This is a genomic window from Streptococcus sp. CF7_Ac1-12 (assembly GCF_024295905.1).
Classification (GTDB): Bacteria; Bacillota; Bacilli; order Lactobacillales; family Streptococcaceae; genus Streptococcus; species Streptococcus mitis_AP.
Genome location: NZ_JANCPG010000001.1, coordinates 61,774 through 84,198 on the forward strand (window position 1 = coordinate 61,774; position 22,425 = coordinate 84,198).

Annotated in this window: 30 protein-coding genes and 1 pseudogene; 21 read left to right on the plus strand and 10 right to left on the minus strand. The window is 40.2% G+C overall.

The genetic code is table 11. From position 1 onward, the window contains the following. Window positions 1-253: 253 nt before the first annotated feature. From NMM17_RS00315 to NMM17_RS00325, 3 genes are all read right to left on the minus strand, one after another. A complete protein-coding gene (locus NMM17_RS00315) occupies window positions 254-1,516 on the minus strand; it encodes an NRAMP family divalent metal transporter (protein ID WP_254753633.1) in 1,263 nt (420 codons plus the stop codon). 215 nt (window positions 1,517-1,731) lie between these two features. Further along, entirely contained in the window at window positions 1,732-2,190 is a 459-nt protein-coding gene (locus NMM17_RS00320) for a DUF3021 domain-containing protein (protein ID WP_254753634.1), read from the minus strand. Further along, window positions 2,187-2,627 carry a LytTR family DNA-binding domain-containing protein gene (locus tag NMM17_RS00325; protein ID WP_254753635.1) on the minus strand — a complete coding sequence of 147 codons (441 nt, stop codon included), beginning with the start codon at window positions 2,625-2,627 and terminating at the stop codon, window positions 2,187-2,189. The genes NMM17_RS00320 and NMM17_RS00325 overlap by 4 nt, the downstream gene beginning before the upstream one ends. Before the next feature lie 206 nt (window positions 2,628-2,833). On the opposite strand from NMM17_RS00325, the gene mutL reads away from it, so the two are divergent. Genes mutL through NMM17_RS00340 form a run of 3 tightly spaced genes read left to right on the plus strand, consistent with a single transcriptional unit; the run spans window position 2,834 to window position 5,965 of the window. Then, entirely contained in the window at window positions 2,834-4,783 is a 1,950-nt protein-coding gene (mutL, locus tag NMM17_RS00330; protein WP_254753636.1) for a DNA mismatch repair endonuclease MutL, read from the plus strand. A 15-nt stretch (window positions 4,784-4,798) separates the two neighbouring features. Further along, window positions 4,799-5,392, plus strand: a complete 594-nt coding sequence (gene ruvA / locus NMM17_RS00335; protein ID WP_061438645.1) for a Holliday junction branch migration protein RuvA — start codon at window positions 4,799-4,801, stop codon at window positions 5,390-5,392. Between the two features lie 9 nt (window positions 5,393-5,401). After that, the gene (locus NMM17_RS00340) at window positions 5,402-5,965 is read left to right on the plus strand and encodes a DNA-3-methyladenine glycosylase I (RefSeq protein ID WP_254753637.1); all 564 of its coding nucleotides are present in this window, start codon (window positions 5,402-5,404) and stop codon (window positions 5,963-5,965) included. An 84-nt stretch (window positions 5,966-6,049) separates the two neighbouring features. On the opposite strand, the gene NMM17_RS00345 is transcribed toward NMM17_RS00340, so the two are convergent. The 7 genes and pseudogenes from NMM17_RS00345 to NMM17_RS00375 form a co-directional block, all read right to left on the minus strand. Next, window positions 6,050-6,313: a SemiSWEET family transporter gene (locus NMM17_RS00345; RefSeq protein WP_000166114.1), complete on the minus strand. Its 264-nt coding sequence runs from the start codon at window positions 6,311-6,313 to the stop codon at window positions 6,050-6,052. Between the two features lie 105 nt (window positions 6,314-6,418). After that, a complete protein-coding gene (locus NMM17_RS00350) occupies window positions 6,419-7,453 on the minus strand; it encodes a S66 peptidase family protein (protein ID WP_000255082.1) in 1,035 nt (344 codons plus the stop codon). 139 nt (window positions 7,454-7,592) lie between these two features. Beyond that, a complete protein-coding gene (locus NMM17_RS00355) occupies window positions 7,593-8,270 on the minus strand; it encodes a DUF1129 domain-containing protein (protein WP_000078014.1) in 678 nt (225 codons plus the stop codon). Between the two features lie 11 nt (window positions 8,271-8,281). Further along, window positions 8,282-9,226: a magnesium transporter CorA family protein gene (locus tag NMM17_RS00360; protein WP_000815623.1), complete on the minus strand. Its 945-nt coding sequence runs from the start codon at window positions 9,224-9,226 to the stop codon at window positions 8,282-8,284. A gap of 160 nt (window positions 9,227-9,386) precedes the next feature. Next, a pseudogene (locus NMM17_RS00365) lies at window positions 9,387-10,582 on the minus strand (tyrosine-type recombinase/integrase). A 194-nt stretch (window positions 10,583-10,776) separates the two neighbouring features. Continuing rightward, entirely contained in the window at window positions 10,777-11,781 is a 1,005-nt protein-coding gene (locus NMM17_RS00370) for a virulence RhuM family protein (RefSeq protein ID WP_001004340.1), read from the minus strand. 394 nt (window positions 11,782-12,175) lie between these two features. Further along, a complete protein-coding gene (locus NMM17_RS00375; protein WP_001107588.1) occupies window positions 12,176-12,862 on the minus strand; it encodes a helix-turn-helix transcriptional regulator in 687 nt (228 codons plus the stop codon). Window positions 12,863-13,004: 142 nt separating this feature from the next. Here NMM17_RS00375 and NMM17_RS00380 point away from each other — a divergent pair, with 142 nt between their 5' ends. From NMM17_RS00380 to NMM17_RS09615, 18 genes are all read left to right on the plus strand, one after another. Further along, window positions 13,005-13,223 (plus strand): helix-turn-helix domain-containing protein, encoded by a 219-nt coding sequence (locus tag NMM17_RS00380; RefSeq protein WP_000435333.1) that lies wholly within the window; start codon window positions 13,005-13,007, stop codon window positions 13,221-13,223. Window positions 13,224-13,238: 15 nt separating this feature from the next. Beyond that, a complete protein-coding gene (locus NMM17_RS00385; RefSeq protein WP_000828332.1) occupies window positions 13,239-14,009 on the plus strand; it encodes a BRO family protein in 771 nt (256 codons plus the stop codon). Next, the gene (locus NMM17_RS00390; protein ID WP_000424656.1) at window positions 14,000-14,626 is read left to right on the plus strand and encodes a Rha family transcriptional regulator; all 627 of its coding nucleotides are present in this window, start codon (window positions 14,000-14,002) and stop codon (window positions 14,624-14,626) included. Before NMM17_RS00385 ends, NMM17_RS00390 begins: the two co-directional genes overlap by 10 nt. A 284-nt stretch (window positions 14,627-14,910) precedes the next feature. Beyond that, entirely contained in the window at window positions 14,911-15,108 is a 198-nt protein-coding gene (locus NMM17_RS00395; protein WP_000267708.1) for a hypothetical protein, read from the plus strand. 16 nt (window positions 15,109-15,124) lie between these two features. Next, the gene (locus tag NMM17_RS00400; protein ID WP_000852438.1) at window positions 15,125-15,577 is read left to right on the plus strand and encodes a hypothetical protein; all 453 of its coding nucleotides are present in this window, start codon (window positions 15,125-15,127) and stop codon (window positions 15,575-15,577) included. Beyond that, window positions 15,574-15,774, plus strand: coding sequence for a hypothetical protein (locus NMM17_RS00405; protein ID WP_000171243.1), 201 nt, complete (start codon window positions 15,574-15,576; stop codon window positions 15,772-15,774). Before NMM17_RS00400 ends, NMM17_RS00405 begins: the two co-directional genes overlap by 4 nt. Before the next feature lies 1 nt (window position 15,775). After that, window positions 15,776-15,991, plus strand: a complete 216-nt coding sequence (locus tag NMM17_RS00410) for a hypothetical protein (RefSeq protein WP_001003772.1) — start codon at window positions 15,776-15,778, stop codon at window positions 15,989-15,991. Further along, window positions 15,988-16,281 carry a hypothetical protein gene (locus NMM17_RS00415; protein ID WP_000120511.1) on the plus strand — a complete coding sequence of 98 codons (294 nt, stop codon included), beginning with the start codon at window positions 15,988-15,990 and terminating at the stop codon, window positions 16,279-16,281. Before NMM17_RS00410 ends, NMM17_RS00415 begins: the two co-directional genes overlap by 4 nt. Next, window positions 16,262-16,603: a DNA-binding protein gene (locus NMM17_RS00420; protein ID WP_254753638.1), complete on the plus strand. Its 342-nt coding sequence runs from the start codon at window positions 16,262-16,264 to the stop codon at window positions 16,601-16,603. The genes NMM17_RS00415 and NMM17_RS00420 overlap by 20 nt, the downstream gene beginning before the upstream one ends. Further along, a complete protein-coding gene (locus tag NMM17_RS00425; RefSeq protein ID WP_000492135.1) occupies window positions 16,596-16,871 on the plus strand; it encodes a hypothetical protein in 276 nt (91 codons plus the stop codon). Before NMM17_RS00420 ends, NMM17_RS00425 begins: the two co-directional genes overlap by 8 nt. Beyond that, window positions 16,864-17,010: a hypothetical protein gene (locus NMM17_RS00430; RefSeq protein WP_000534152.1), complete on the plus strand. Its 147-nt coding sequence runs from the start codon at window positions 16,864-16,866 to the stop codon at window positions 17,008-17,010. The genes NMM17_RS00425 and NMM17_RS00430 overlap by 8 nt, the downstream gene beginning before the upstream one ends. Window position 17,011: 1 nt before the next feature. Next, on the plus strand, window positions 17,012-17,872 hold the full coding sequence (locus NMM17_RS00435) for a primase alpha helix C-terminal domain-containing protein (protein ID WP_000158196.1): 861 nt from the start codon (window positions 17,012-17,014) through the stop codon (window positions 17,870-17,872). A gap of 163 nt (window positions 17,873-18,035) precedes the next feature. Next, a complete protein-coding gene (locus tag NMM17_RS00440; protein WP_000785436.1) occupies window positions 18,036-19,532 on the plus strand; it encodes a phage/plasmid primase, P4 family in 1,497 nt (498 codons plus the stop codon). A gap of 324 nt (window positions 19,533-19,856) precedes the next feature. Further along, a complete protein-coding gene (locus NMM17_RS00445) occupies window positions 19,857-20,033 on the plus strand; it encodes a hypothetical protein (RefSeq protein WP_000694570.1) in 177 nt (58 codons plus the stop codon). A gap of 82 nt (window positions 20,034-20,115) precedes the next feature. Then, complete coding sequence (locus tag NMM17_RS00450; RefSeq protein ID WP_000173123.1) at window positions 20,116-20,646, plus strand: hypothetical protein; 531 nt, start codon at window positions 20,116-20,118, stop codon at window positions 20,644-20,646. A gap of 70 nt (window positions 20,647-20,716) precedes the next feature. After that, entirely contained in the window at window positions 20,717-21,220 is a 504-nt protein-coding gene (locus tag NMM17_RS00455) for a hypothetical protein (protein WP_000824785.1), read from the plus strand. A gap of 377 nt (window positions 21,221-21,597) precedes the next feature. Next, window positions 21,598-21,969, plus strand: a complete 372-nt coding sequence (locus NMM17_RS00460; protein ID WP_029690049.1) for a hypothetical protein — start codon at window positions 21,598-21,600, stop codon at window positions 21,967-21,969. 55 nt (window positions 21,970-22,024) lie between these two features. After that, window positions 22,025-22,159, plus strand: a complete 135-nt coding sequence (locus NMM17_RS09615; protein WP_000568699.1) for a hypothetical protein — start codon at window positions 22,025-22,027, stop codon at window positions 22,157-22,159. Window positions 22,160-22,425: the final 266 nt, after the last annotated feature.

The window sequence follows — 22,425 nt, forward strand, 5'->3', positions numbered from 1 at the left end:
TAAGTTCAGGTATTCAAAACCTTGTTCTTATGCCTTTTAGCATAGAAATATTGACTGAATTTTTTCTTGATATTCTCCGAAAATCTCTTCAAACTACGTCAACGTTTCCTTGCCGTATATATGTTACAGACTTCGTCAGTCTTATCTACAACCTCAAAACAGTGTTTTGAGCAACCTGCGGCTAGTTTTTTCTTTGCTCTTTGATTTTCATTGAGTATGAAATGAAACCTTATCTTCATCTAGAGCTTGTTAGTTATCCTGCTTTTCCGATTGCGAGTGCATAGATAAAGAAGATGGCGAAACCAAAGAGGAAAATCAATCCTGCAATGGCAAGGTGTTTGAGCCAAGAAGGAAGATTTTTGTTTTCACGCGTTACCAAGGCGTAATTCAAAAGAGCAAAGAATGGTGTTGTCAGGAAAGAGCCAATCATGGCAAAGCGGAGCATGGTTGACACCTGACCAGCGAAGAATTTGATAATGACGATACCGATGATAGTAGTGATGGTCATCCAGATGTTCAAAGATTTACTATTGTCCTCTTTTTGACGGATTAGCAGTCGGAGAGATTCCTGATTAACGCGAGAATAGCCATCGATAACAGTGATAACTGTTCCAAAGATACACAGGAAAGCAATAAAGGTAATCAAGTAACGGGACCATTCACCAAGAACAGAGGCATACATGCCCACGAATTGAGAGATGTATTTGGCTGAAGCAGCTTCAACCGCCTGCCCTGTAGGATATTGAATCAATGCTCCCAGTGCTACAAAGAACACAGCTAGGATAGCCGTTCCAATGTAACCAACGTTAAAGTCAAATAGAGCGTCCTCTGTATTAAAGTTGACGGTCTTTTTCTTTTCAGCAGACCAAAGTGAATTGATAGCTGAAATTTCAATAGGAGCCGGCATCCACCCTAAGAGGGAAACGATGAAGGGTAGAGCTGCCATTTGCCAAGGTGTTTTCTCGACAAAATTAGAACTGTATTCTGGATGTTTAATCGCCGCGATGATAACTGCAAGAACAGTTGCAATGGTCAAAGCAGACATTATCCATTTTGCCATGCCGTCTAAGAGTTTGTAGCCTCCAAAGAGTAACATAGCCCAAATGATTGCAACGAGAATGAGGGACCACTGAGTGATGCTAAGCCCAATCATTGGGAAGGCACTGGCGATGATAGCTGAGCACAGAATAGCAACACCAGCTGTGTTGACCATAGCCGAAAAGACATTGAGAATAAAGAAAATCCAGAGATAGAGTTTTCCTTTTTCGGCATAACCTTCAACCAAAGTCTTTCCAGTATCAGCTGTGTATTCAGCACCAAAACGGAAAAATGGATATTTAAAGACATTGGCTAAGATGACCAAGAAAAGTAGAGACCAACCGTAAGAACCTCCAGCTTGAGTTGAGGATACAATATGGGAACCTCCAACAGCGGCAGAAGCCATTAGGATTCCCGGTCCCATTGCTTTTAGTTTACTTGCCCAGGTGGATTGATTTAACGAAATAGCTTGTGACATGATAGATACTCCTTTTTGAATTTTCAGAATAATCTGGATATATAATCTATATTCTACAAAAAACTTTGAAAAAATGCAAGATGATTTTGAAAAAAGATAGAAAATTACAGAAAATTTACAGAGAAGGTCTGAAAATAACTGCTATGATAGCAAGGTACAGCAGGGTAAAGAAAAACCGAGAAGTTTCTTTCTCGGATTTGCTTATTATGAGGTTCCTATTTTCTATGCTCCAAGAGTTGATTGATATGGTCTACTTTTTTTGATGCTCTTTTATAGGAAATAGTCCAAATGATGAGGTAGACAATCGCAAACTCGATAATGAGTTGGAGATAGAAAATCCAGTGGAAGGGGAACCAACCTGCTAGGGTTGCTAGTGGGATAAAGCCTACTAGCATGAGGAAAAAATGAGTCAGAGTCGCACGGAGTAAGCTCCAGTCACGCTTGAACAAGCTATTGCCAAAACTAAAGAGAATGCCGATGGCTGCCCAGATAAGTGTGCAGTAGAGCAAGACCAAGGCACCGTGAACTTGATGTTGAGTCATCATTTGTCCGATGAGAGAGTCGGAACTTAACGGGGCGTAGGTACTTGGTGCATAAATGAGTGAAAAGATGATAGAGAGGATGAGACCGATGAGGACACCAGTAGCTGCGTCGTGGAAGATTTGTTTTTTCATAGTTCTAATTTCTCCTTGATGGTTTTTAGGTAACGGCGTGAAGAGTAGGTGAAGCTTTCGTTTTTCAAGAAAATTTCTACCAGACCGTTGGGGGTGAGCTTGAGATGAGAAATGGAGTTGATATTGATGATTTCTGATTGGGAAATTTGGATAAAATTGCTTGGCAAAAGTTCAAGGACCTGATAGAGTCGTAAGTCAATGGTGTAGGTCTGACTAGCTGTTTCTGCTAGAACCTTCCGATTCTCGATATAGAAGCGCTGAATCTTGCCAATCTCAACGAGATAGACCTGATTATCGATTTTCCCTTTGATTTTTTCTGTTCGATCCAGATTTTCTGCAAACTCGATGACTTTCTGGACTTTTTCGGTTTCTTGAGGTGCTTGGACAATCAGTTTTTCCTCCTTGTAAGTCTCACTAATCTGTAGTTCTACTTTCATAAATTTCTCTCCTTGTTTTTCATACAAAATTGTGATCACTTCTTGTACACCTTTATTAAACACTATTTTACGATACCTGACAAGGGACTTTGTTTATGTGGAGGGATTTGGCTCCTATGTGGTGCTTGCTTTTCTGTCCTTTCTGAAATATGGTATAATAGCACTAATCAATTTCTAGGAAAATAGATACGGAAAGGGGCTGAAAGATGTCTCATATTATTGAATTGCCAGAGGTGCTGGCAAACCAGATCGCGGCTGGAGAGGTTATCGAGCGTCCAGCTAGCGTTGTTAAGGAGCTAGTAGAAAACGCCATTGACGCGGGCTCTAGTCAGATTATCATTGAGATTGAGGAAGCTGGTCTCAAGAAAATCCAAATCACAGATAATGGTCATGGAATTGCCCACGATGAGGTGGAATTGGCCCTGCGCCGCCATGCGACTAGTAAGATAAAAAATCAAGCAGACCTCTTTCGAATTCGGACGCTTGGTTTTCGTGGTGAAGCCTTGCCTTCTATCGCTTCTGTTAGTGTTCTGACTCTGTTAACGGCGGTGGATGGTGCAAGTCATGGGACTAAGTTAGTCGCGCGTGGAGGAGAAGTAGAAGAAGTCATCCCAGCGACTAGTCCTGTGGGAACCAAGGTTTGTGTGGAGGACCTCTTTTTCAACACGCCTGCCCGCCTCAAATATATGAAGAGCCAGCAAGCGGAGCTGTCTCATATCATTGATATCGTCAACCGTCTGGGCTTGGCCCATCCTGAGATTTCTTTCAGCTTGATTAGTGACGGTAAGGAAATGACGCGAACAGCTGGGACTGGGCAACTGCGCCAAGCAATCGCAGGGATTTACGGTTTGGCCAGTGCCAAGAAGATGATTGAAATTGAGAATTCTGATCTAGATTTCGAGATTTCAGGCTTTGTTTCCCTGCCTGAGTTAACTAGAGCCAACCGAAACTATATCAGCCTCTTCATCAATGGCCGTTATATCAAGAACTTTCTACTCAATCGTGCTATTTTGGATGGTTACGGAAGCAAGCTTATGGTGGGCCGTTTTCCACTGGCTGTCATTCACATCCATATCGACCCTTATCTAGCGGATGTCAATGTGCATCCGACCAAGCAAGAAGTGCGGATTTCCAAGGAAAAAGAACTGATGACGCTGGTTTCAGAAGCTATTGCAAACAGTCTCAAGGAACAAACCTTGATTCCTGATGCCTTGGAAAATCTTGCCAAATCGACCGTGCGCAATCGTGAGAAGGTGGAGCAGACCATTCTCCCGCTCAAAGAAAATACGCTCTACTATGAGAAAACTGAGCCGACAAGACCTAGTCAAGCTGAGGTGGCTGATTATCAGGTTGAATTAACTGATGAAGGACAGGATTTGACTTTATTTGCTAAGGAAACCTTGGACCAGCTGACCAAGCCAGCAAAATTGCATTTTGCAGAGAGAAAACCTGCTAACTATGACCAACTAGATCATCCTGAGTTGGACCTTGCGAGTCTCGATAAGGCTTATGACAAGCTGGAGCGAGAAGAATCTTCAAGCTTCCCAGAGTTGGAATTTTTCGGGCAAATGCACGGGACTTATCTCTTTGCCCAGGGACGAGATGGGCTCTACATCATAGATCAGCATGCGGCTCAGGAACGAGTTAAGTATGAGGAATACCGTGAGAGCATTGGCAATGTTGACCAGAGCCAGCAGCAACTACTAGTACCCTATATCTTTGAATTTCCAGCGGATGATGCCCTTCGTCTCAAGGAAAGAATGGCACTTTTAGAGGAAGTGGGCGTCTTTCTAGCAGAGTACGGAGAAAATCAATTCATCTTACGTGAACATCCTATTTGGATGGCAGAAGAAGAGATTGAATCAGGCATCTATGAAATGTGTGACATGCTCCTTTTGACCAAGGAAGTTTCTATCAAGAAATACCGAGCAGAGTTGGCTATTATGATGTCCTGCAAACGGTCTATCAAGGCCAACCATCGTATTGATGATCATTCAGCTAGACAACTCCTCTATCAGCTTTCTCAGTGTGACAATCCCTATAACTGTCCCCACGGACGTCCTGTTTTAGTGCATTTTACCAAGTCAGATATGGAAAAGATGTTCCGACGTATTCAGGAAAATCACACCAGTCTCCGTGAGTTGGGGAAATATTAAACTAAAAGGAAAACTATGTACGAATATTTAAAAGGAATCATTACCAAAATCACTGCCAAATACATTGTTCTTGAAACCAATGGTATTGGTTATATCCTGCATGTGGCCAATCCTTATGCTTATTCAGGTCAGGTTAACCAAGAAGCTCAAATTTATGTGCATCAGGTTGTGCGTGAGGATGCTCATCTGCTTTATGGATTTCGCTCAGAAGACGAGAAAAAGCTCTTTCTCAGTCTGATTTCGGTATCTGGGATTGGTCCTGTATCAGCTCTTGCTATTATCGCTGCTGATGACAATGCTGGCTTGGTTCAAGCCATTGAAACCAAGAACATCACCTACTTGACTAAGTTCCCTAAAATTGGCAAGAAAACAGCCCAGCAAATGGTGCTGGACTTGGAAGGCAAGGTAGTAGTTGCAGGAGATGACCTTCCTGCCAAGGTGGCAGTGCAAACCAGCGCTGAAAACCAAGAACTGGAAGAAGCCATGGAAGCTATGTTGGCGCTGGGCTACAAGGCAACCGAACTTAAGAAAATCAAGAAATTCTTTGAAGGAACGACAGATACAGCTGAGAACTATATCAAGTCGGCCCTTAAAATGTTGGTCAAATAGGAGCAGAGCATGACAAAACGTTGTTCGTGGGTCAAGATGACCAATCCTCTCTATATCGCCTATCATGATGAGGAGTGGGGCCAGCCCCTCCATGATGACCAAACATTGTTTGAGTTATTGTGCATGGAAACCTATCAGGCAGGCCTGTCTTGGGAAACGGTGCTCAACAAACGCCAAGCTTTCCGAGAAGCCTTTCATGGCTATCAAATTCAAGCGGTGGCAGACATGACCGACACCGAGTTGGAAGCCTTGCTGGAGAATCCAGCCATCATTCGGAATAGAGCCAAGATTTTTGCTACACGCGCTAACGCCCAAGCATTTTTACGACTACAGGAAGAATATGGCTCTTTTGATGCCTATCTTTGGTCTTTTGTTGAAGGGAAAACAATCGTTAACGATGTTCCCGATTACCGCCAAGCCCCAGCTAAAACACCCTTGTCTGAGAAATTGGCCAAAAATCTCAAAAAAAGAGGTTTCAAGTTCACAGGCCCAGTCGCCGTCTTGTCTTTTCTACAGGCTGCAGGACTAGTTGATGACCACGAGAATGATTGTGAATGGAAAAGCAGGAATTAGTGTGTACAGGTAACTAGCATATCTGAGAATATAGAAAAAAGCTGAGAAATTTTTCCCAGCTTTTTATATATACTATTAGATTTGTTAGAGTGAAGTCAAAAAAGTGATTCCACCTAAAATAACACCAGCTGAATTTGGAATGATTAGTATCCAATCCTTCTTAGGTTCCTTTGTCCATCCATAAATAACCCAGATTAAGCAAGATATAGCAGCTGATAAAGGTTGAAATGGTTGAGCTTTATTTCCCTGTAAATTAGCGATAATTTGAGGTATGTAGGCAATAAATACTATAATTCCAATAAAGGCACCAATAGAACCTACGATTCGATTAATTTTTTGTTTTGTCATATACACCTCCTTCAAAAGGATATCATAGAAATTAGCGAAATGCAATAAATTCAGATACAAATTGTAACGAAAACGAATACAAAAGCACAAAAATAGAGAAACTATTTATTTTTTGTTATAGTCAAAGCGAATGATTTGCTCCTTTGCATCTACATAGGCGTGAACTCCGAAGGGTACAATTGCTCTTGGAGTTGCGTGGCCGACATTTAGATTATAGATAATCGGGATATTGCTGTCAATAATATCCAATAGTGCCTCTTTATAGTCGTCATAGAAAGTTTCATCCATAGGTTTTCCGACCAAGAGTCCACTGATGACCTCGAATATACCAGTGTCTTTTAAAGTCCGCAACATATTTTTGAAGTCTTCCAGCTCAGGCTTTTCTTCGCTTGTTTCTAGCAAGAGGATTTTTCCTTCCCAGTCTGACAAGTCAGGGAAAAGTTTGTATTTTTGGCAGAGCTCCGTGCTATCTGCGTATCGAGAGTTGTCAAAGATATCGTAGAGGGATTCGAGGCAACCACCGAGGATTTTTCCCTCGAACTGGGCATTTCCCCGCAACAGCTCGAAACCAGTATTTGCATGACTGACACGAGGTGTCCCCAGAGCCTTGGGACTGAAGTCAGTCCTTTCATCATACCAAACGTCACTAGGGCGGATTTCTGAGATTCTTCCCGTCTCAATCAATTCTTTAAAGTAGTGGAGGCTATAGGTCAGCACTTCCTTGTCCAATTCACAAATGTCTGCTAAAAAGGATTGACCATAAAAAGTTTTAACACCTAGTTTATGCAACATGAGATGGTTCATGGTTGTATCCGAGAAGCCAAGAAAAATTTTTTGTTTGATAACCTTTTGTAGTTGGTCATTTTCAAAAAGATAAGGTAGTAAGCGATAGGTATCGTCTCCACCGATGGCGCATAGGATCATGTCGATGCTATCATCAGAAAAGGCATGCATCAAATCCTCTGCACGAGCTTCAGGATGGTCCTTGATAAAGTCTAATCCTTTTAGCGAATGAGGCAAAAAGGTAGGATTGAGTCCTAGATCCTTGAGACGTTGGGCACCCAAGTCCACTTCGTGTTTGACAAAGTCTTCTCCGATAATGCCACTAGATAAACTAACAATACCAATAGTAGAAACCATATCTTATCCTCCTAGAAATAGATTGAGCCTATTTTATCACAAAAGATAAGAGAAAGCTATGTGGGATTTCAGAAGAATGCTTTTAAATCAAGAAAGTAGTAAAAAAGCAACCGCACCTGCAGTTGCTTTTATCATTCTCTTAATAGCGTGTTGGCCCTGCACTTGCGCTGCGGATGTTCAAGCGTTTCTTGAGATAGAAGCGAAGGGCTAGGAGGACTGCTCCGATAATAGCTAGTGGCAATGGAGCAAGTACTGGGTTAAGGCTAGCTGGTAGGAAGCTTGTTGCAAAGAAAACAAGCAACCAAAGGAACATAGAAGCTAGGATAACCAGTACAGATTTCCAGAAAGGTGGACGTTGACTGCGGTCCATATCTGGTCCATAGTATTGGTAAACAAAGTAGTACATCAAGTAGAAGGCAAATCCACCAACCAGTCCAACTAATAGGAGGGTAATCAAACCGTAACCGATAGCTTGATCTGCTGAGAAGAAGGTTGTGAGGGCGCTGACGAGGGCAAAGAGACTAGTGATGAAAAGAGCTGAGTCCATAATCATGAGTTTTGGATCATCATTTTCTTTTGGGTGCTCTTTTTCATATTGTTCTTTGACAGTAAAACTATGAGCCCAATGAGTTGGTGCGCCATAGAGGGAACGAGCAGTCGTACCCTTGGCTTGCTCTTCAAGGATTTGGGGAATAACTTCCTCAAAAATAGCCTTGATTTCAGCGTCTGTTTTTCCATCTTTGATGAATTGTTGGGTAGCGATGTGGACAAATTCTTGGTTTTTCTTAGTTAATTTTTGTAGATCAATCTGAGACATAGGAACTCCTCTTAGAACCATTTTTTATGGATGAGATAGAGAGTGAGCGAGACACTCATAGCAAAGGCGATAAAGACGATTAACCAAAAAGCATTTGGTTCACCGTTTAGGGGGATTTCATTATCCTTAAAGTTCATCCCGTAGGCAGAAAAGACCATGGTTGGGATGGACATGACGATGGTCACAAGGGCCAAGGTTTTCATGATGTTGTTCTGGTTGTTGGAAATGATAGAGGCGAAGGTCTCTGTCATAGAATGTAAGACGTTTCCATAAATGTCTGCCATCTCGATGGCCTGTTGAGTTTCAATCAGGGTATCTTCAAGCAGGTCCTCGTCTTCAAGGTATTTCTTGATATTGCTGGTTGAGCTGGTCAATTTCTTAATCACGCGCTCATTTGTTTTGAGGGAGGCCTTGAAATAGACGATGGTTTTTTCCAATTCCATGAGCTCAATCAATTCTTCATTACGAGTTGATTGATGCAGTTGACTTTCGATTTGTTCACTCTTACGGTCGATTGAACGAAGGGCTGTTAGGTAAAGCTCTGCATTGCGATAAAGAATCTGGAAGATAAAACGCGAGCGCATGAAGGTGTAGAAATTACGCAAACGACGGTTGATAAAGACATCGAGGACTGGTAATGGTTCCAAACAAGTAGTGATAATGGTTTCCTCTGTGATGATAATACCAAGCGGGATGGTTACGTAGTAGGTGCGATTATTTCTTTCTTCTGTGACCGGCACGTCAACGATAATCAGGGTGTACTCGTCTTCAATGGTAATACGAGACATTTCTTCCGCATCGAGCGGTGCCCGAAGGTCAGCGATATCAATATCGAAGGCGTTAGCGATTTCGAGTGATTCATTTTGAGTCGGATTGACGAGATTGATCCAAGTACCCGGTTCAAGTGTATCGATCTCTTTAAATTCAGTTGTTGTAGAGAGAAAAACTTGTTTCATATCCCTTATCCTTTCTCATTTTTCAGATTTTTTCACACCGTACTATTATACTACAAAATCGGCCTTTTTCAAAATAAATCTAACAAAAATCCTGTTGCTATTGGATTTTTACTTTGTCTTGAAATGTTGATTTTTAAATTTGCTCCCCTTTTTGCTCCCCCTATAGTGCTTTTAGTGCAGTTTCGTAGAATGATACTGCTTTTTTTGCGTTCTCTTTTGAGAGGTGGCTATATATATCCATGGTCATTGATAAAGTGGAATGACCTAGGCGGTACTGGAGTTCCTTGTATGGTATTCCAGAGTTAAGCAAGAGACTAGCGTGAGTGTGACGGAATCCATGAAAGCCAATGTTAGGAACATCAGCACGCTTAAAATGTGTTTGCAATCTTCTTTTAAGTCTTGAACTGCTAGGATACTCATGAATGAAATCAGAAAATACTACACTTTCACGTTGTCCTATCTTCCAAGCCTCTTTAGTTTGGCGTAGTTTGTACTGCTTCAGCATGCTAACAGTCGCTTGATCTATATCTATATCCCGATAACTAGACTTTGACTTTGGGCTATTGATTTCTAAATCCCGATTTAGTGTTTTGGTAATATGCACAACGGCATTATCTAAGTCAATATCAGACCAGGAAAGGGCTAAAGCTTCATTGATACGGCAACCAGTAGCCAATAGGAACTTATAGAGCATCGTCTCATAGTAATAACGGTATCTATGAGTATCTAAATTATCGAGATAACCAAGAAATTTTTTTAGTTCTTGATTTTCAAAGTGCTTTACTTTTTTCCGCTTTGCTTTCTGAGTGTTACGAGGTAAAACAACATCACGCGCAGGATTGGACGGTATAGCCTGCATGGTTACGCCATACTGTAAGATACGTTTGTTTAAAGCGTGTATCTTGTCATAATGTAGAAAAGCCCCTTTTTCCCCTCTATTAGTCTTGTCAGCAAGTTCGTTGATAATTGACTGGATAAGTGGAGTAGTGAGCTTATCGAGCTTGTAAGCCCCGAAAATAGGCAGTATATGATTATCAATTAACTTTCTAACATTGCCTTGAGTGTTTGGCTTAACCGTATTCTTATAACTTTCTAACCAGAGATTGGCTAATTCTTGATAGTTTTTTATGGTGCTAGCCTTTTGTCTAGTAGACCCTGCTTTCTGAAAAGCAATTTTTTCTTGAGTAGCTTTCTGCTTAACTTCCTTTTGTGTCCGCCCTGTTACCTTAGTTTTAACTTTCTTTCCTGTTACCTGGTCAACTCCTAGATATACATTAGCACGATAGACTTTACTACCGTCTTTTTAGCACGATAGACTTTACTACCGTCTTTTTTTATAACTTCAGTTATTTTCATGATGATAAACCTTTCTAAAATACATCAGCAGGCAAGCCATTATCAAAAAGGTTTTATATCATGCTAGGGCTTCATAGTTTGCCCTGTATTCGATTTTAAATAGTCAGACGGTAAATAATACCAGAGTTGGAAACAAGGCGGATATGGGGCTAATATGGGCTTGTTTATAGTAAACAGGCCTATGTTTAAAGTTTTTAATCGTCAGTTAGCTGTTTTAAAGTTTTTTCAAAGTCCGAGTTTATCTTTTGAGTTTTGTTGAATAGTTGGTATTCTGCTTTTGCTTTATCTTTCGCAACCTTGGAAGTGATTTTTCCATGACCTTCTAAAATATCGTATTCTTGGAAAGTCAAAAAGCGGTCAATGCTTTGGGCTAGTTGTTGCATTGTCTGAGCTTTTCGCTGTTCTATCTGTCTTTCCAGGTAATCAAAATAGCTAGATATTCCTCTTTCAAGGGAACGGATTTCTGTTTCTGAAAGGTAATTCTTTGCTATTTGGGTATCTGCTTGCAGTATGCGACCGTTAGGGGAGTTTTTCCATGTTGTAAGTCCCATGTTGTCTTTTGTGTGGTCTGCTTTCGTGTAGATAATTTCCGCAGCAGTTTGGCCAGTGATTGCATAATGAAACTTATTCTGTACATCAGCATAGAATTGCTTAGTCAACGTACTTTGTGGGTCATAGTCGATAGAGATTTCAGCAAAGATATCTGTAATCTGTAACCATATACGGCGTTCACTAGCCCGGATAGAGCGCACGCGCTCCAACAGCTCACGGAAATAGTCTTTTTCCAGCAAGTTTTCGCCTTGTTTCAGACGGTTGTCATCCATGGCGAACCCTTTTATCATGTACTCACGAAGTACCGAAGTAGCCCACTGTCTAAATCTCGTAGCTTTTTGGGAATTGACACGGTAACCAACGGAAATGATGGCATCAAGGTTGTAGTAGCTGACATTCTTAGTTTGGGTTTTATCAGCAATTGCACCGTGTTTTGTGGTTATTTCCATTTTGGAAACAACCACCCTTTCTTCTAATTCTCCCTCTTCAAAGATATTTTTTAAGTGCTTACTAATTGCAGGAACACCGACATCGAAAAGTCTAGCCATTTCTTTCTGACTAGCCCAGATAGTTTCGCCTTTGATGATGACACTAGCTGTCTCGCTATCGTTGTCAGCGGTATAGATTAAAAATTGTAATTCGTTCATGAGATCCTTTCTAAAACATTGTGAGTAGTTGACTTTTGTTGACATCAACAAAATTAGTAGATATGGGGCTTATATGGGCTTGAAGCTCGAGAATCCACGCGCTTCAGGATTGTTGAACATTGTGGCGCGTGGATATGGTGTAAGTCGCTTTTTAAGTGCAAGAGTTGTATAATAATGTTGTAAATACCTAACCTTTCGCTTATTTTCAGTTAGGTACTATCAGACAAGTTGGCAGTAGCTAGCTTGTCTTTTTTTGTTGCTATTTGTCAATTTTGCCCATTTTTGCGATTTAGTCTGTAAAATTGGCTTTCTATTCTTCAATTTCCCCTGTTTTTGCACAATAGACCATGAAAAAGGGGGTATTCGTTTAGCAAAAGAGGGGCTGAGATTAACCTTAAGCGTCTGAATGAGATAATTCTAGATTTTGAATTCTTTCCAGTATTTCACCTTCAAGCTCTGTTAATTTTTTTGATAAGTCCGGAATTTTTTGGGGATCTAGTCCGTGGATAATATATTCATTGTTATTATTTATATTGTTATTTAATATCACTTGCGTTTCTTTGAATGCTTGTGAAATGTTACGTTTTAATCTATCCAATACATAATAGTTGACTTCCTTAACATTTAACCATTTTTCTTTTACCGCAACGCTGTTTTGAGAAAAATGAATTAAAAATTGCTCTTTGTCTCTGAAAGAGTTAGAAGGATATTGTTTGTTAGGATTGAAATAAATATCATTCAATTCTGTCATAATAAAACGAGTCAATATATCGTCAATCCCGTCTTCTATAAGTTTTTTATAAAACTCTGATAGTTCGTGTCTAGCAATTTCATCTAAATTGTTGTGGAGAAAACGAGGGTCTAAATCTGATTTTTTTACATGCAAAAAATCAGCAAGTTTTTGAAGATTTCCAGCAGTTGGCATTGAACGACCTTTTACATATCCTGTCAAAGTGCTTTTAGGAATACCAAGAGCGTTATGTAAATCTACTTGCCTTATATTTTTTTCTTTCATAATTCTATTAAGATTTTCAGAAAAAAACTCTCTATTTTTTAAATCTTGAGGGCTATTTTTTGCCATGTTAAATCATCTCCTTTTTCTTAATTATAGCACAAATACATAGACGTAGTACGAAAAAAATAATATTTTTCTAAAAAACTATTGACATAGTACGAAAAAAAGCGTACACTATAACCAAGTCCAAAAGGAAAGGAGTTGCTAAATGGAACAGATAACGCTAAAAGCGGCACGTATTACGGCAGGTTTTACACTTCGTGAAGTTGGTAAAAAACTTAACCGAAGTTTTCAGACTATCGCAAAGTACGAAAAAGATAGTACTAAAATACCAATTGACTTATTGCAAGACTTGACCTCTCTTTATAATGTTTCGATGGACATTATTTTTTTAGGAGAAAGTACGAAAAAAAGCGTACAAAAATAGAAAGGCAGGCAAGCAATGAAGAGGAACTATACAAGGGTCATCGATGAAATGCGAACCACTCACGGGCTGAACTTGGTAGCTATTGGCCAACGAATAGGCATAGATCCCCGAACAGTTGGCAAGTGGGCACAGGGCAAGCATAAGCCCAACAAGGAAAGCAGAAAAAGACTAAATCAGTTATACAGAGAGGTTAAGAAAGACATGACAACACAGCAAAAAGATTTATGTGATTTTTTTGGGAACTTCTACCCCAAAGGAGAACAACATAACAAAAAGGAAGTTTTGGAAGTTGTAACAACTCAACGATTCGGATCTAAATATTTTGATGTTTATGGAGACATTCAAAATCCGTTATTTGTAGCGGTAGAGATTGCTGAGATGATTGAAATCCAAAACACCACAGATTTACTAAAACGGGTAGATGATGATGAAAAGCTGACCTATGTAATATCTAGGGCAGGTCAAAAAAGAGAAATGAATATGCTGACAGAGTTCGGAGTCTATGAAGTTTTATCGCAGTCACGCAAACCACTAGCAAAAGAGTTTAAAAAAGTGGTCAAGCACATTCTGAAAGAAATCCGACTAAACGGCTACTACATGGCTGGGGAATTGGTGGAAGAACCACAGACCACTATAAAAGCCCCTGACACGTTGGCAGAGGCAGAGCGGTATTATATCGACACACTAGCCAAAGCCATTGCAGAGGCTCAGAATATGGACGAGAAGAGCCGTCTGACAAGCAAGCTGACCAGATTTATGCAGGAGGTAGAACCACAATGGAACTAGTCTATATGGACGGTAAAAAAGAGCCGTATACATTAAGCAGTATTGTTGCAGAATGTGCAGACGTTAAGCACAGACATTTAAAAATTTTGCTGAATAAGCACCGAGAGGACTTTGAAAGCTTTGGAAAGGTGCAATTTAAAATTTCACCTTCAGAAAGTGGGCAAAATGTACGGGACTATATTTTAAATGAACAACAAGCAACATTGCTGATCACTTACTTACGAAATACAGAACCCGTAAAAGAGTTTAAGAAGAACCTAGTCAAAGCCTTCTTTGAAATGCGTGAGGAACTTTCTAAGTTTCGTATGCAGAGGGCGCTAGAAAAGCCAAAAAGAAAAACACTGCATGACAGTATTGAGACATGGACTAATGCACCCAAGCACGCGCATAGCACCATGAATAACCTGCTACTAAAAGCAGTAACCGACAGGAACGCTAAGCAGTTAAGGGAAGAACGTGGGGGCTATAATGGCATCGATAGCTTGACCAGTGACGAGCTGGAGCAATACCAGGCATTTGAGGACATGGTAATAGCCATGATCGGCTTGAATATGAGTTATCAAGAAATCAAAGCTATGGCATTCAGAAATAAAAAAACACGCCAAAGAAGCGCGTGAGAGCAACAAAAAAAGGCTTAGCAATAACCACACCGCAAAGCCTTTAACACTAACACTAAAACGAATTTAACAAAGCAGGCAAGCTATTATCAAAGAGGTTTTAGTAAGATTTATACCTAGATTATAGCATATTTAGGGCAATTTGACCATACGGAGAGCGCCAACTCTTAAAACTGGTACTTTCTCACGCTTTCAATTTGGCGAGTCTGAGCGTGAGGATATCGTCTATAAGAAACAACTCAAAAATCCCCACACTCAAATTTTGGTCGAGGAGAGTGTGAGGCATGTGGCAGGAAAACGGCATTAAAAAGCCCCATGCTCAGAAATTTGGCGACCGAGAGCATGAGGCTGTAGGCAAGAAAAACTGTATAAGAAACAACCATTCAAAATCCCCACACTCGCCATCGCAAAACTTTGAGTGTGAGGATATCCAGTATAGTAAAAAAGCATTAAAAAGCCATCAGGGCAATTACACAACATAGGAACAGAGGTAAAAGTATGGCAGAAACAACATACGAGATTTTAACTAGACGTATAGATAGAATTAATGCAGAAATGCGAGAAATTGGCGAAAAAAATGGGCTTAATAGCCTTTCGTTATTGGCAAGTCAGACAAAATCCATCAAAGAAGATTTATCCCGTTTACTTTGGATTGAACTTCCTGAATTGAATGACCGCCATAAAATCGAGGCAGTTTCTAAAAGCACTACGGGAATGTTTTTCCACCCTGGTATTTTTGAAATGGACGCTATGCGACAAGCCTTCTTTAAACGCCAAGCAAAGCACTTTTTTGACAACGAAGCAGAGCAACAGGCGTATATAGAGCATGCTGAAAAGGAGTATTTAGAGGCTACTGTAACCTTAAAAGATATTCTTTTTAACTCTAAAAATGGAACTCAGAGAGTAAATAAAAGTTGTCTTATAGAGAAGTTTGAGGAGGCAATGCAATGACACTGGACCTAGACAACATGACACAAGCAGAATTTGATGGACAAATGGCTGAAATCAAGGAGAGGAATCCGAACCTCTTCCAGTTTATTGCTGATTTTGTAGATAGAAAAGTAAGCACCGAAGAGGTGGACGAGTTCCTGAAGATGGAGCGAACTGATCAAGTGGACTATATCAAGAATTACAAAGCGAGGGCATGACATGAATGAATTAGATTTGACCAATACACAGGCGGTAATCTCTATGATGGTACTGATTGGCTTACTGCTTTATCTAAACCACCGAGACCGCAAAAAAAGCGCCCAATTTGAGCGAGAAAACCAACAGACGATAGAAACACCTAGCGAGGATTTAAACCCTGATTATGGGCGATATATCCAGCTTGCAGGGGTAAGAGTTTACGGAGGGATGAAATGAGTTACATAGTGAAGATATACCTTGATAGTGAAAAAATACCAGATGAACCTTATTTTACTAAAGATATTTTTCTAGCTACGTGTATGGACAATGCAACAAAGTTAGCTGTAACTATGGGCTTGTTGACAAAACAAGCGTTTGATTTAGAGACTAAGACAGCTATTTTGAAAACCTTGGATACAATCATAGAAACTCAAAAAGATATTTTGCAAGGGGTAGCGAGCGGACAAATAACCTTTGTGAATAAAAGCAAAGGAGGGGAGGAACTGAATGAGTCTATCAGAGAATGACAAACGAGTATTAAGACTAATCAAGGTAGGGGCTGAGAACTCCATAACAGGGGCAGAAATCAGCCTAATCACTAAGCTAGCAGAAAGAACCGTGCAAGATATTATCAGCCGTCTAATCACGCGCCATAGCGTTCCTATTATTGGGGTTCGCCATGGGACATTTAGAGGATATTTTATCCCTGCTAACAAAGAGGAGCTACCGGACGGAGCAAAAACATTTTACAATCAGATACGAGAAGAAGAAAAGCGCCTAGCGGTGTTGATGAACAGCGACCTAGAAAGCTACAAAGAAACCTTGAAGGAGGTGGGCGGATATGTTTAGCCTAAGCCGAGAAAGTGAGCAAGACCTAGCGCATGGCATTCTGGAGGTGGTGGAAAGATACCTTGAAGCGCGTGATAGACTCAAACCACGCCTAACAGGTTTAATCTCAGCCCAGGAAGTCATGGACGAGTTAGATATAAAATATATGACACTCCAAAAATGGGAAAAAGCAGGGCTAAGACGATACCAGCCCCCACTAGAAGATACTAGGAAAATCTATTATAGAATTTCTGACTTGATGAAGTTTCTGGGGGTAGAAAATGGGTAGATACATGACAGAGCCAGCTTATGCTGGTATGAAGTTAGCCAAGGAAGATAAAACCAAGGTCAGACGCCCAAAGTTGAAGCAACTCAAAGAACGGAAACAACTGAAGAAACTGAGGAAGAAACGTCGGAAAGGGAGCTGATATGACGATTTACGAGGCTAGAGGCTTTCAGGGTAATCTTGTCTATCCATTTGATAAAATTGAGCCGTTCCAGTACATTGAACGCTTTAAGCCTTTGGTAGTCCCTGAAGGGGCAAATATTGAAGAATTTAAACGTACACAAGCGCCTTACTGTATCAGTGGGAAAGTGACGCCAGAAAAGCATGGCAGTTACAAGCGAAACAACTCCAGTCTAATCTATCGGGATTTGATTTTCCTTGATTATGACGATATACAGGGGACGTCTGAGGGCTTTATAAAGGCTGTTTCTAGCGCTTTATTTGGCTACTCCTATATCTTATACCCGACTATCAAACATAGCTTAGAAAAGCCCCGTTTTCGCCTTGTAGTGAAGCCTGATGATGTGATGAATGAGGCAACCTATAAGCAGGTAGTTAAGGAGATAGCGGACAAGATTGGGCTACCCTTTGACATGGCCAGTTTAACATGGTCACAACTCCAAGGGCTACCAGTAACAACAGGCGACCCAGCAAGTTATCAAAAGGTTGTGGAGCATGGCCTAGATTATCCAGTCCCCAAGGTTGAACCAAGAGCGAAGCAAGAAACTACGGAGCGTTACAAGCCTAGAGCAAGTGGCCAGAGGTCAATGACCATGAGAATTATTGACACGCTTTTTAATGGCTTTGGAGATGAGGGAGGGCGCAACGTAGCACTGACACGCTTTGTAGGTTTACTCTTTAATAAGTGGGTTGATTGCGACCTAGAGACCGCCTACGAGCTGACAAAGATAGCTAATAGCGTGACAGTTGAACCATTGCCTATTGAAGAGCTAGACCGCACTTTTAGCAGTATAGCACGGGCTGAATATAGAAAGAGAGGATAGAACCATAGAACTAGAAGAATTAGGAAACCTAGAAAGTGAAATCTTAGAGGCGCGTGAAAGCGAAGATAAGCACTTTAAGACTTTCAAAGGTGTTAGGGGACAGCTTATCAAAGAGTGTCAAGAAATCAAGGACAAGGCTTATCAGCAAGCTTATGAAGAAGTTATGGCAGACAGCAAACACCTTGAAAATGTAAAGGCAGGCAGGTTGACCGAGGCCCAGCATGAAGAACTAGCCCAGCAGAAAGGCGAGGAAAAGAGCAGTAAGGCCTTACCAACTAATCCGCTGGGAGTTGCTATTATGTTAAAAAAGTACGTCCGATTTATTAGAATTAAGCCAGAGGCACAAGGGCAAAAAGCCCCATTATATTTCTATAATCCTGATTTTGGTATCTGGTTAGAGGATAATGAATTTTTGCAAGATCTTATTTCTGTCATTTATCCAAACGCAACGGAAAAACAGGCATTTGACACGCTTTATAAAATAGCTAGACAGAGCCAAATGAGGGAAATCCAAGGCAATTATACTGTAATTGGGAAACAGCTATACAATGCTAAGACAGGCATTTTTGAAGAAACGACACCAGAGATTACAGCAACAAGAAAGATAAAAACAGGTTATAGCCCTGGAGCAGAAGAGCCTATAATTAACGGCTGGAAGCCGACAGCTTGGCTTTTAGAGTTGTTTGACGGTGACAAGGAGCTTTATAACCTTGCTATCCAGATTATAAAAGCAAGCGTCACAGGGCAGTCTTTGCAAAAAATCTTTTGGCTTTTCGGTGAAGGTGGAACAGGAAAAGGAACTTTTCAGCAGTTACTTATAAACCTAGTTGGTATGGAAAATGTGGCAAGTTTGAAGATCACTGGTTTAACAAAAAGTCAATTTTCAACGTCTATATTATTGGGAAAGTCGCTTGTAATCGGTGATGATGTACAAAAGGACGCAGTAATTAGAGACACTTCAGATATGTTTAGCTTAGCAACAGGCGACATAATGACCATAGAGGACAAAGGGAAACGCCCTTATAGCATACGCCTTAATATGACGGTAGTACAATCTTCTAATGGTTTACCAAGAATGAACGGGGATAAATCAGCTATTGATAGGCGATTTAGAATTTTACCTTTTACCAAAATATTCAAAGGTAATCCTAACAAGGCTATCAAAGACGATTACATTAACCGCAAAGAAGTGCTGGAGTACCTGGTTAAGTTGGCTATTGAAACACCAATCGCTGACATTAACCCTACGAAGTCTATTGAAATACTTGAAGAACACCATAAGGACATGAACCCCGTTATTGATTTTGTTTCTAAGTTTTTTACTGATGAATTGACAAGTGAGTTTATTCCTAATAGTTTTGTCTATCACGTTTGGAAAGGTTTCCTAGAATACTATGGTATTAAAGAAAACAGGTCAGAAATGGGCTTACATCGAGAAATCAAAAGCAACCTGCCAGAAGGTTTCGCAGTTGGCCAGAAGGTTATCCCTGCAGGGCAACAGATCCATAAAGGTTTTTATCCTAAAGAAGACCTACCGCCGTTTGCAAGCGTAGCCTATGCTAATGGTAGGGCAACACCCGAAAAGCAGAAAAAGCCAAAGAATGAACGCGGGTATTACAACCATTGGCCAGAGTACAAAAAGAGAAGGAAAAGAAAATAAGAATTTTATACACTTTACACAGTAGGGCAAAAATTTTATACACTTAAAAACGTTGTCATATCAAGGGTTTTATACACTTTATACGAAAAACACGGAAATAAAAAAATTTCCTTATATTATGTTTTAAAAATGGGGTCCCTATTATCCCTATATATGTTTTTATTTTAATGTATAAAGCGTATAAAGTGTATAAAACAATAGCAAAACCCTTGGCATTACTGACTTTATTTTTTATACACTTTTAAAAACAAGTGTATAAAATTTGTAAGAAGCGTATAAAAAAGGGGACAGAAAAATCAATTAAGTACAAAAGGAGTAAAAAACATGAAAATTAAACTATTTTTTTATTACAAATGGCAACAATCACTAGAAAATTTTGAACAGGAAGTAAATGATTTTATGGCGACCGTGCAGGTAATTGATGTAAAACATTCAACCGCAACCGTAGGAGATAGTGATGGTATGGGTGCGATTGCTGGTTTGCTAGTATTATACAGATAACAAAATGGGGTAGATAGTACCGACCCCCTTGCAATGGTGTAACTACTAGTGACACCCTTAAAGCAGAAAGAGGAAAAACAACATGACATTAAAAACATTTTCAGATAAAGCAAAAACATTCACTTTCACTTACTATTTTTGTGATCAGGCGACCGCTCAAGTAGCAGGTCACGCGCTACTGGGATATATGACTGGAACATATTGCCAGCCTGTAATCTCATTGACCTACAAGGATAAGGGAACGCTTGTCGCTGAGTATGTGGAAGATCACAAGCTAAACAAGACTTTCAAGCGTATTTGTGATAGCTTTAAAGACTACCATAAACAACCAGAAGAGGCTGAAGCATTTGAGGAACGTTATAAACGGGAGCGCGTGCTTCAACTCAAAGAGTCAGAGGACTTTGAAAGTTTGCTGGAGAAAGTAACAGACTACGAGCTGGAACTATTAGACTATGCTGATCGCTTGCTTTCTGATACGCCTATCCCTATGGACTCTATGACTGCTTTTGGTACGTTGGAAAAGCTAGGCGATGAAAGTATTAGCCTACTCCAAAAGTTGGACGTAGAGGGCGAATATAAAGGACTTGCTGGTTATACAGAGCATTTGAAGTAGAACACAGGGGAGCAATCCCCTTTTTGTTAACAAGTCAATAGTTTTGGTTTTTTCCATATAGGGGGAAATAATGAAGCGGTTAGCAATAGAAACAATCACTAAACCAATGAAGCTGAGAGGAATAACTAAGGGTATAGCTGAGTTGGACGGTCAACGTTTAGAGATTGATTTGGATAATTTAATGATTGATTTTGGTGGAGAGTCATTTGAATTAGACAGAATGGCAGGAACTAAGGGAGGTAATCGATATTTCTTTCTTTGCCCTGATTGTGGGAGACGGTGCAGATTGCTTTATAAACGGTATTTGTATTTTAGTTGCGGTACTTGTCTAGATATCCACAAGCACACCCTGAACCGTAGTAAAACAGATTGCCAATACTACTGGGAGCTTGCACTAAAAGAAGCCAGAAAGGTAGAACCAGGGTGGAGTCCTAGACGTGGTGGATATATGTTTGATGGTTTCCCTGAAAGACCAAGGTATATGAAACGTGACAGGTATCATAAGCACTATAAGAAGTTTTTGAAGTATATTGAAAAAGGGGATAGATTTTGGCTGAATGGTTCGAGATTGTGAGACAATATGAAGTAGTGTGCAATTTACAAAACGAACAAATACTACATATTAGACGGTTTGAATGTTAAAAAAGCTAGATATATCAAGGATTTAAGTAAGTAGAGCGTTCCAAAAAAATGGTGCGGTAAGCATTCCAAAAAATGGTAAGGTTTTGGTTAGGTAGCATATATAAAAAGTATAAGATTAGTATAAGGTTGTGTATTTTAAAATACTAAGGTTTTACAAAGGTACAGGGCTTTTTTTCTAGTGATATAACCACAAGGTAGAGAGGTTTACCGAGGGTTAGAAAAGGTGAGATTTTGGTTAGGTAGTGGCAGTAAATATGCCTGACAAATGGCAGGGTTATGTGTGTTGAACTCCGAGCGAACGCCGAGAAAATGCAAAAAAAAGCCAGCACAGGGCTGACTTACTTTCTGAGATTCCAGAGGATGGCAGGGAGTGAAAACCAAGTTACAATAGATGAAGAGGCTTGGGAACTTGTCTTACCTGATCAGTGGAATTTGAGCGGTGAGCATGAAAAAGCAATCCGTGAGGGATTGGAGATATTCGCCCAAGACATCAACAGTATAGAGAACAAACGAGCCAGAAAATACTTTATTATCCATTATTGCTACATGAGGAAGAAAACAATGAGTGAATGCGTAGAGATGGCAGGTACTAGCTCCACTAGCTACCACCGATACAAACAGATAGCCGTCTTAAACTTTGCGAGAAGCCACCAGAACGGAGAGCTAGAAGCATATAAGTAGGCGTTTGTGGTGTTTTGTTGAGAAATGTTGAGATTTAAGTGAGGGGGGGAATGACATGATTGAAGATTTTTTGATTGATTTGGAGAATATCCAATTAGAGGGTATGGAGATAGATTTAAACATGGATTTTGAAATAGATGTTGACCTTGATGGTTTAGATTTAACCTTACTACAAGAATTAGAAGCGTAAATGTTGGCAAATATAGGCGTAGGCTTCATATTCGCCCCTATTTCACTTGGTTTCGTACTGGACAACTAAAACACCATGGATAAACTAGAAGCTCTCAGAAACGAATCTGGGGGCTTTTGTGAGGTCATAATCTTATAAACCACGCGCTTCATGGTATAATATACCTATCAGCAACTAGCAATAAAAAAAGCACGTTTGACCGTGCTAGTTTCTTGCCTGCTGAACTCATCAAATCCTAGCCCTTTCGAGGGCTTTTTTGCTCCCCT

Excerpts from the sequence above, each read along its gene's own strand:
- NMM17_RS00315 (WP_254753633.1), bottom strand. The coding sequence starts at position 1,516 with ATGTCACAAGCTATTTCGTTAAATCAATCCACCTGGGCAAGTAAACTA.
- NMM17_RS00320 (WP_254753634.1), bottom strand. The coding sequence starts at position 2,190 with ATGAAAAAACAAATCTTCCACGACGCAGCTACTGGTGTCCTCATCGGT.
- NMM17_RS00325 (WP_254753635.1), bottom strand. The coding sequence starts at position 2,627 with ATGAAAGTAGAACTACAGATTAGTGAGACTTACAAGGAGGAAAAACTG.
- mutL (WP_254753636.1), top strand. The coding sequence starts at position 2,834 with ATGTCTCATATTATTGAATTGCCAGAGGTGCTGGCAAACCAGATCGCG.
- ruvA (WP_061438645.1), top strand. The coding sequence starts at position 4,799 with ATGTACGAATATTTAAAAGGAATCATTACCAAAATCACTGCCAAATAC.
- NMM17_RS00340 (WP_254753637.1), top strand. The coding sequence starts at position 5,402 with ATGACAAAACGTTGTTCGTGGGTCAAGATGACCAATCCTCTCTATATC.
- NMM17_RS00345 (WP_000166114.1), bottom strand. The coding sequence starts at position 6,313 with ATGACAAAACAAAAAATTAATCGAATCGTAGGTTCTATTGGTGCCTTT.
- NMM17_RS00350 (WP_000255082.1), bottom strand. The coding sequence starts at position 7,453 with ATGGTTTCTACTATTGGTATTGTTAGTTTATCTAGTGGCATTATCGGA.
- NMM17_RS00355 (WP_000078014.1), bottom strand. The coding sequence starts at position 8,270 with ATGTCTCAGATTGATCTACAAAAATTAACTAAGAAAAACCAAGAATTT.
- NMM17_RS00360 (WP_000815623.1), bottom strand. The coding sequence starts at position 9,226 with ATGAAACAAGTTTTTCTCTCTACAACAACTGAATTTAAAGAGATCGAT.
- NMM17_RS00370 (WP_001004340.1), bottom strand. The coding sequence starts at position 11,781 with ATGAACGAATTACAATTTTTAATCTATACCGCTGACAACGATAGCGAG.
- NMM17_RS00375 (WP_001107588.1), bottom strand. The coding sequence starts at position 12,862 with ATGGCAAAAAATAGCCCTCAAGATTTAAAAAATAGAGAGTTTTTTTCT.
- NMM17_RS00380 (WP_000435333.1), top strand. The coding sequence starts at position 13,005 with ATGGAACAGATAACGCTAAAAGCGGCACGTATTACGGCAGGTTTTACA.
- NMM17_RS00385 (WP_000828332.1), top strand. The coding sequence starts at position 13,239 with ATGAAGAGGAACTATACAAGGGTCATCGATGAAATGCGAACCACTCAC.
- NMM17_RS00390 (WP_000424656.1), top strand. The coding sequence starts at position 14,000 with ATGGAACTAGTCTATATGGACGGTAAAAAAGAGCCGTATACATTAAGC.
- NMM17_RS00395 (WP_000267708.1), top strand. The coding sequence starts at position 14,911 with ATGTGGCAGGAAAACGGCATTAAAAAGCCCCATGCTCAGAAATTTGGC.
- NMM17_RS00400 (WP_000852438.1), top strand. The coding sequence starts at position 15,125 with ATGGCAGAAACAACATACGAGATTTTAACTAGACGTATAGATAGAATT.
- NMM17_RS00405 (WP_000171243.1), top strand. The coding sequence starts at position 15,574 with ATGACACTGGACCTAGACAACATGACACAAGCAGAATTTGATGGACAA.
- NMM17_RS00410 (WP_001003772.1), top strand. The coding sequence starts at position 15,776 with ATGAATGAATTAGATTTGACCAATACACAGGCGGTAATCTCTATGATG.
- NMM17_RS00415 (WP_000120511.1), top strand. The coding sequence starts at position 15,988 with ATGAGTTACATAGTGAAGATATACCTTGATAGTGAAAAAATACCAGAT.
- NMM17_RS00420 (WP_254753638.1), top strand. The coding sequence starts at position 16,262 with ATGAGTCTATCAGAGAATGACAAACGAGTATTAAGACTAATCAAGGTA.
- NMM17_RS00425 (WP_000492135.1), top strand. The coding sequence starts at position 16,596 with ATGTTTAGCCTAAGCCGAGAAAGTGAGCAAGACCTAGCGCATGGCATT.
- NMM17_RS00430 (WP_000534152.1), top strand. The coding sequence starts at position 16,864 with ATGGGTAGATACATGACAGAGCCAGCTTATGCTGGTATGAAGTTAGCC.
- NMM17_RS00435 (WP_000158196.1), top strand. The coding sequence starts at position 17,012 with ATGACGATTTACGAGGCTAGAGGCTTTCAGGGTAATCTTGTCTATCCA.
- NMM17_RS00440 (WP_000785436.1), top strand. The coding sequence starts at position 18,036 with ATGGCAGACAGCAAACACCTTGAAAATGTAAAGGCAGGCAGGTTGACC.
- NMM17_RS00445 (WP_000694570.1), top strand. The coding sequence starts at position 19,857 with ATGAAAATTAAACTATTTTTTTATTACAAATGGCAACAATCACTAGAA.
- NMM17_RS00450 (WP_000173123.1), top strand. The coding sequence starts at position 20,116 with ATGACATTAAAAACATTTTCAGATAAAGCAAAAACATTCACTTTCACT.
- NMM17_RS00455 (WP_000824785.1), top strand. The coding sequence starts at position 20,717 with ATGAAGCGGTTAGCAATAGAAACAATCACTAAACCAATGAAGCTGAGA.
- NMM17_RS00460 (WP_029690049.1), top strand. The coding sequence starts at position 21,598 with ATGCAAAAAAAAGCCAGCACAGGGCTGACTTACTTTCTGAGATTCCAG.
- NMM17_RS09615 (WP_000568699.1), top strand. The coding sequence starts at position 22,025 with ATGATTGAAGATTTTTTGATTGATTTGGAGAATATCCAATTAGAGGGT.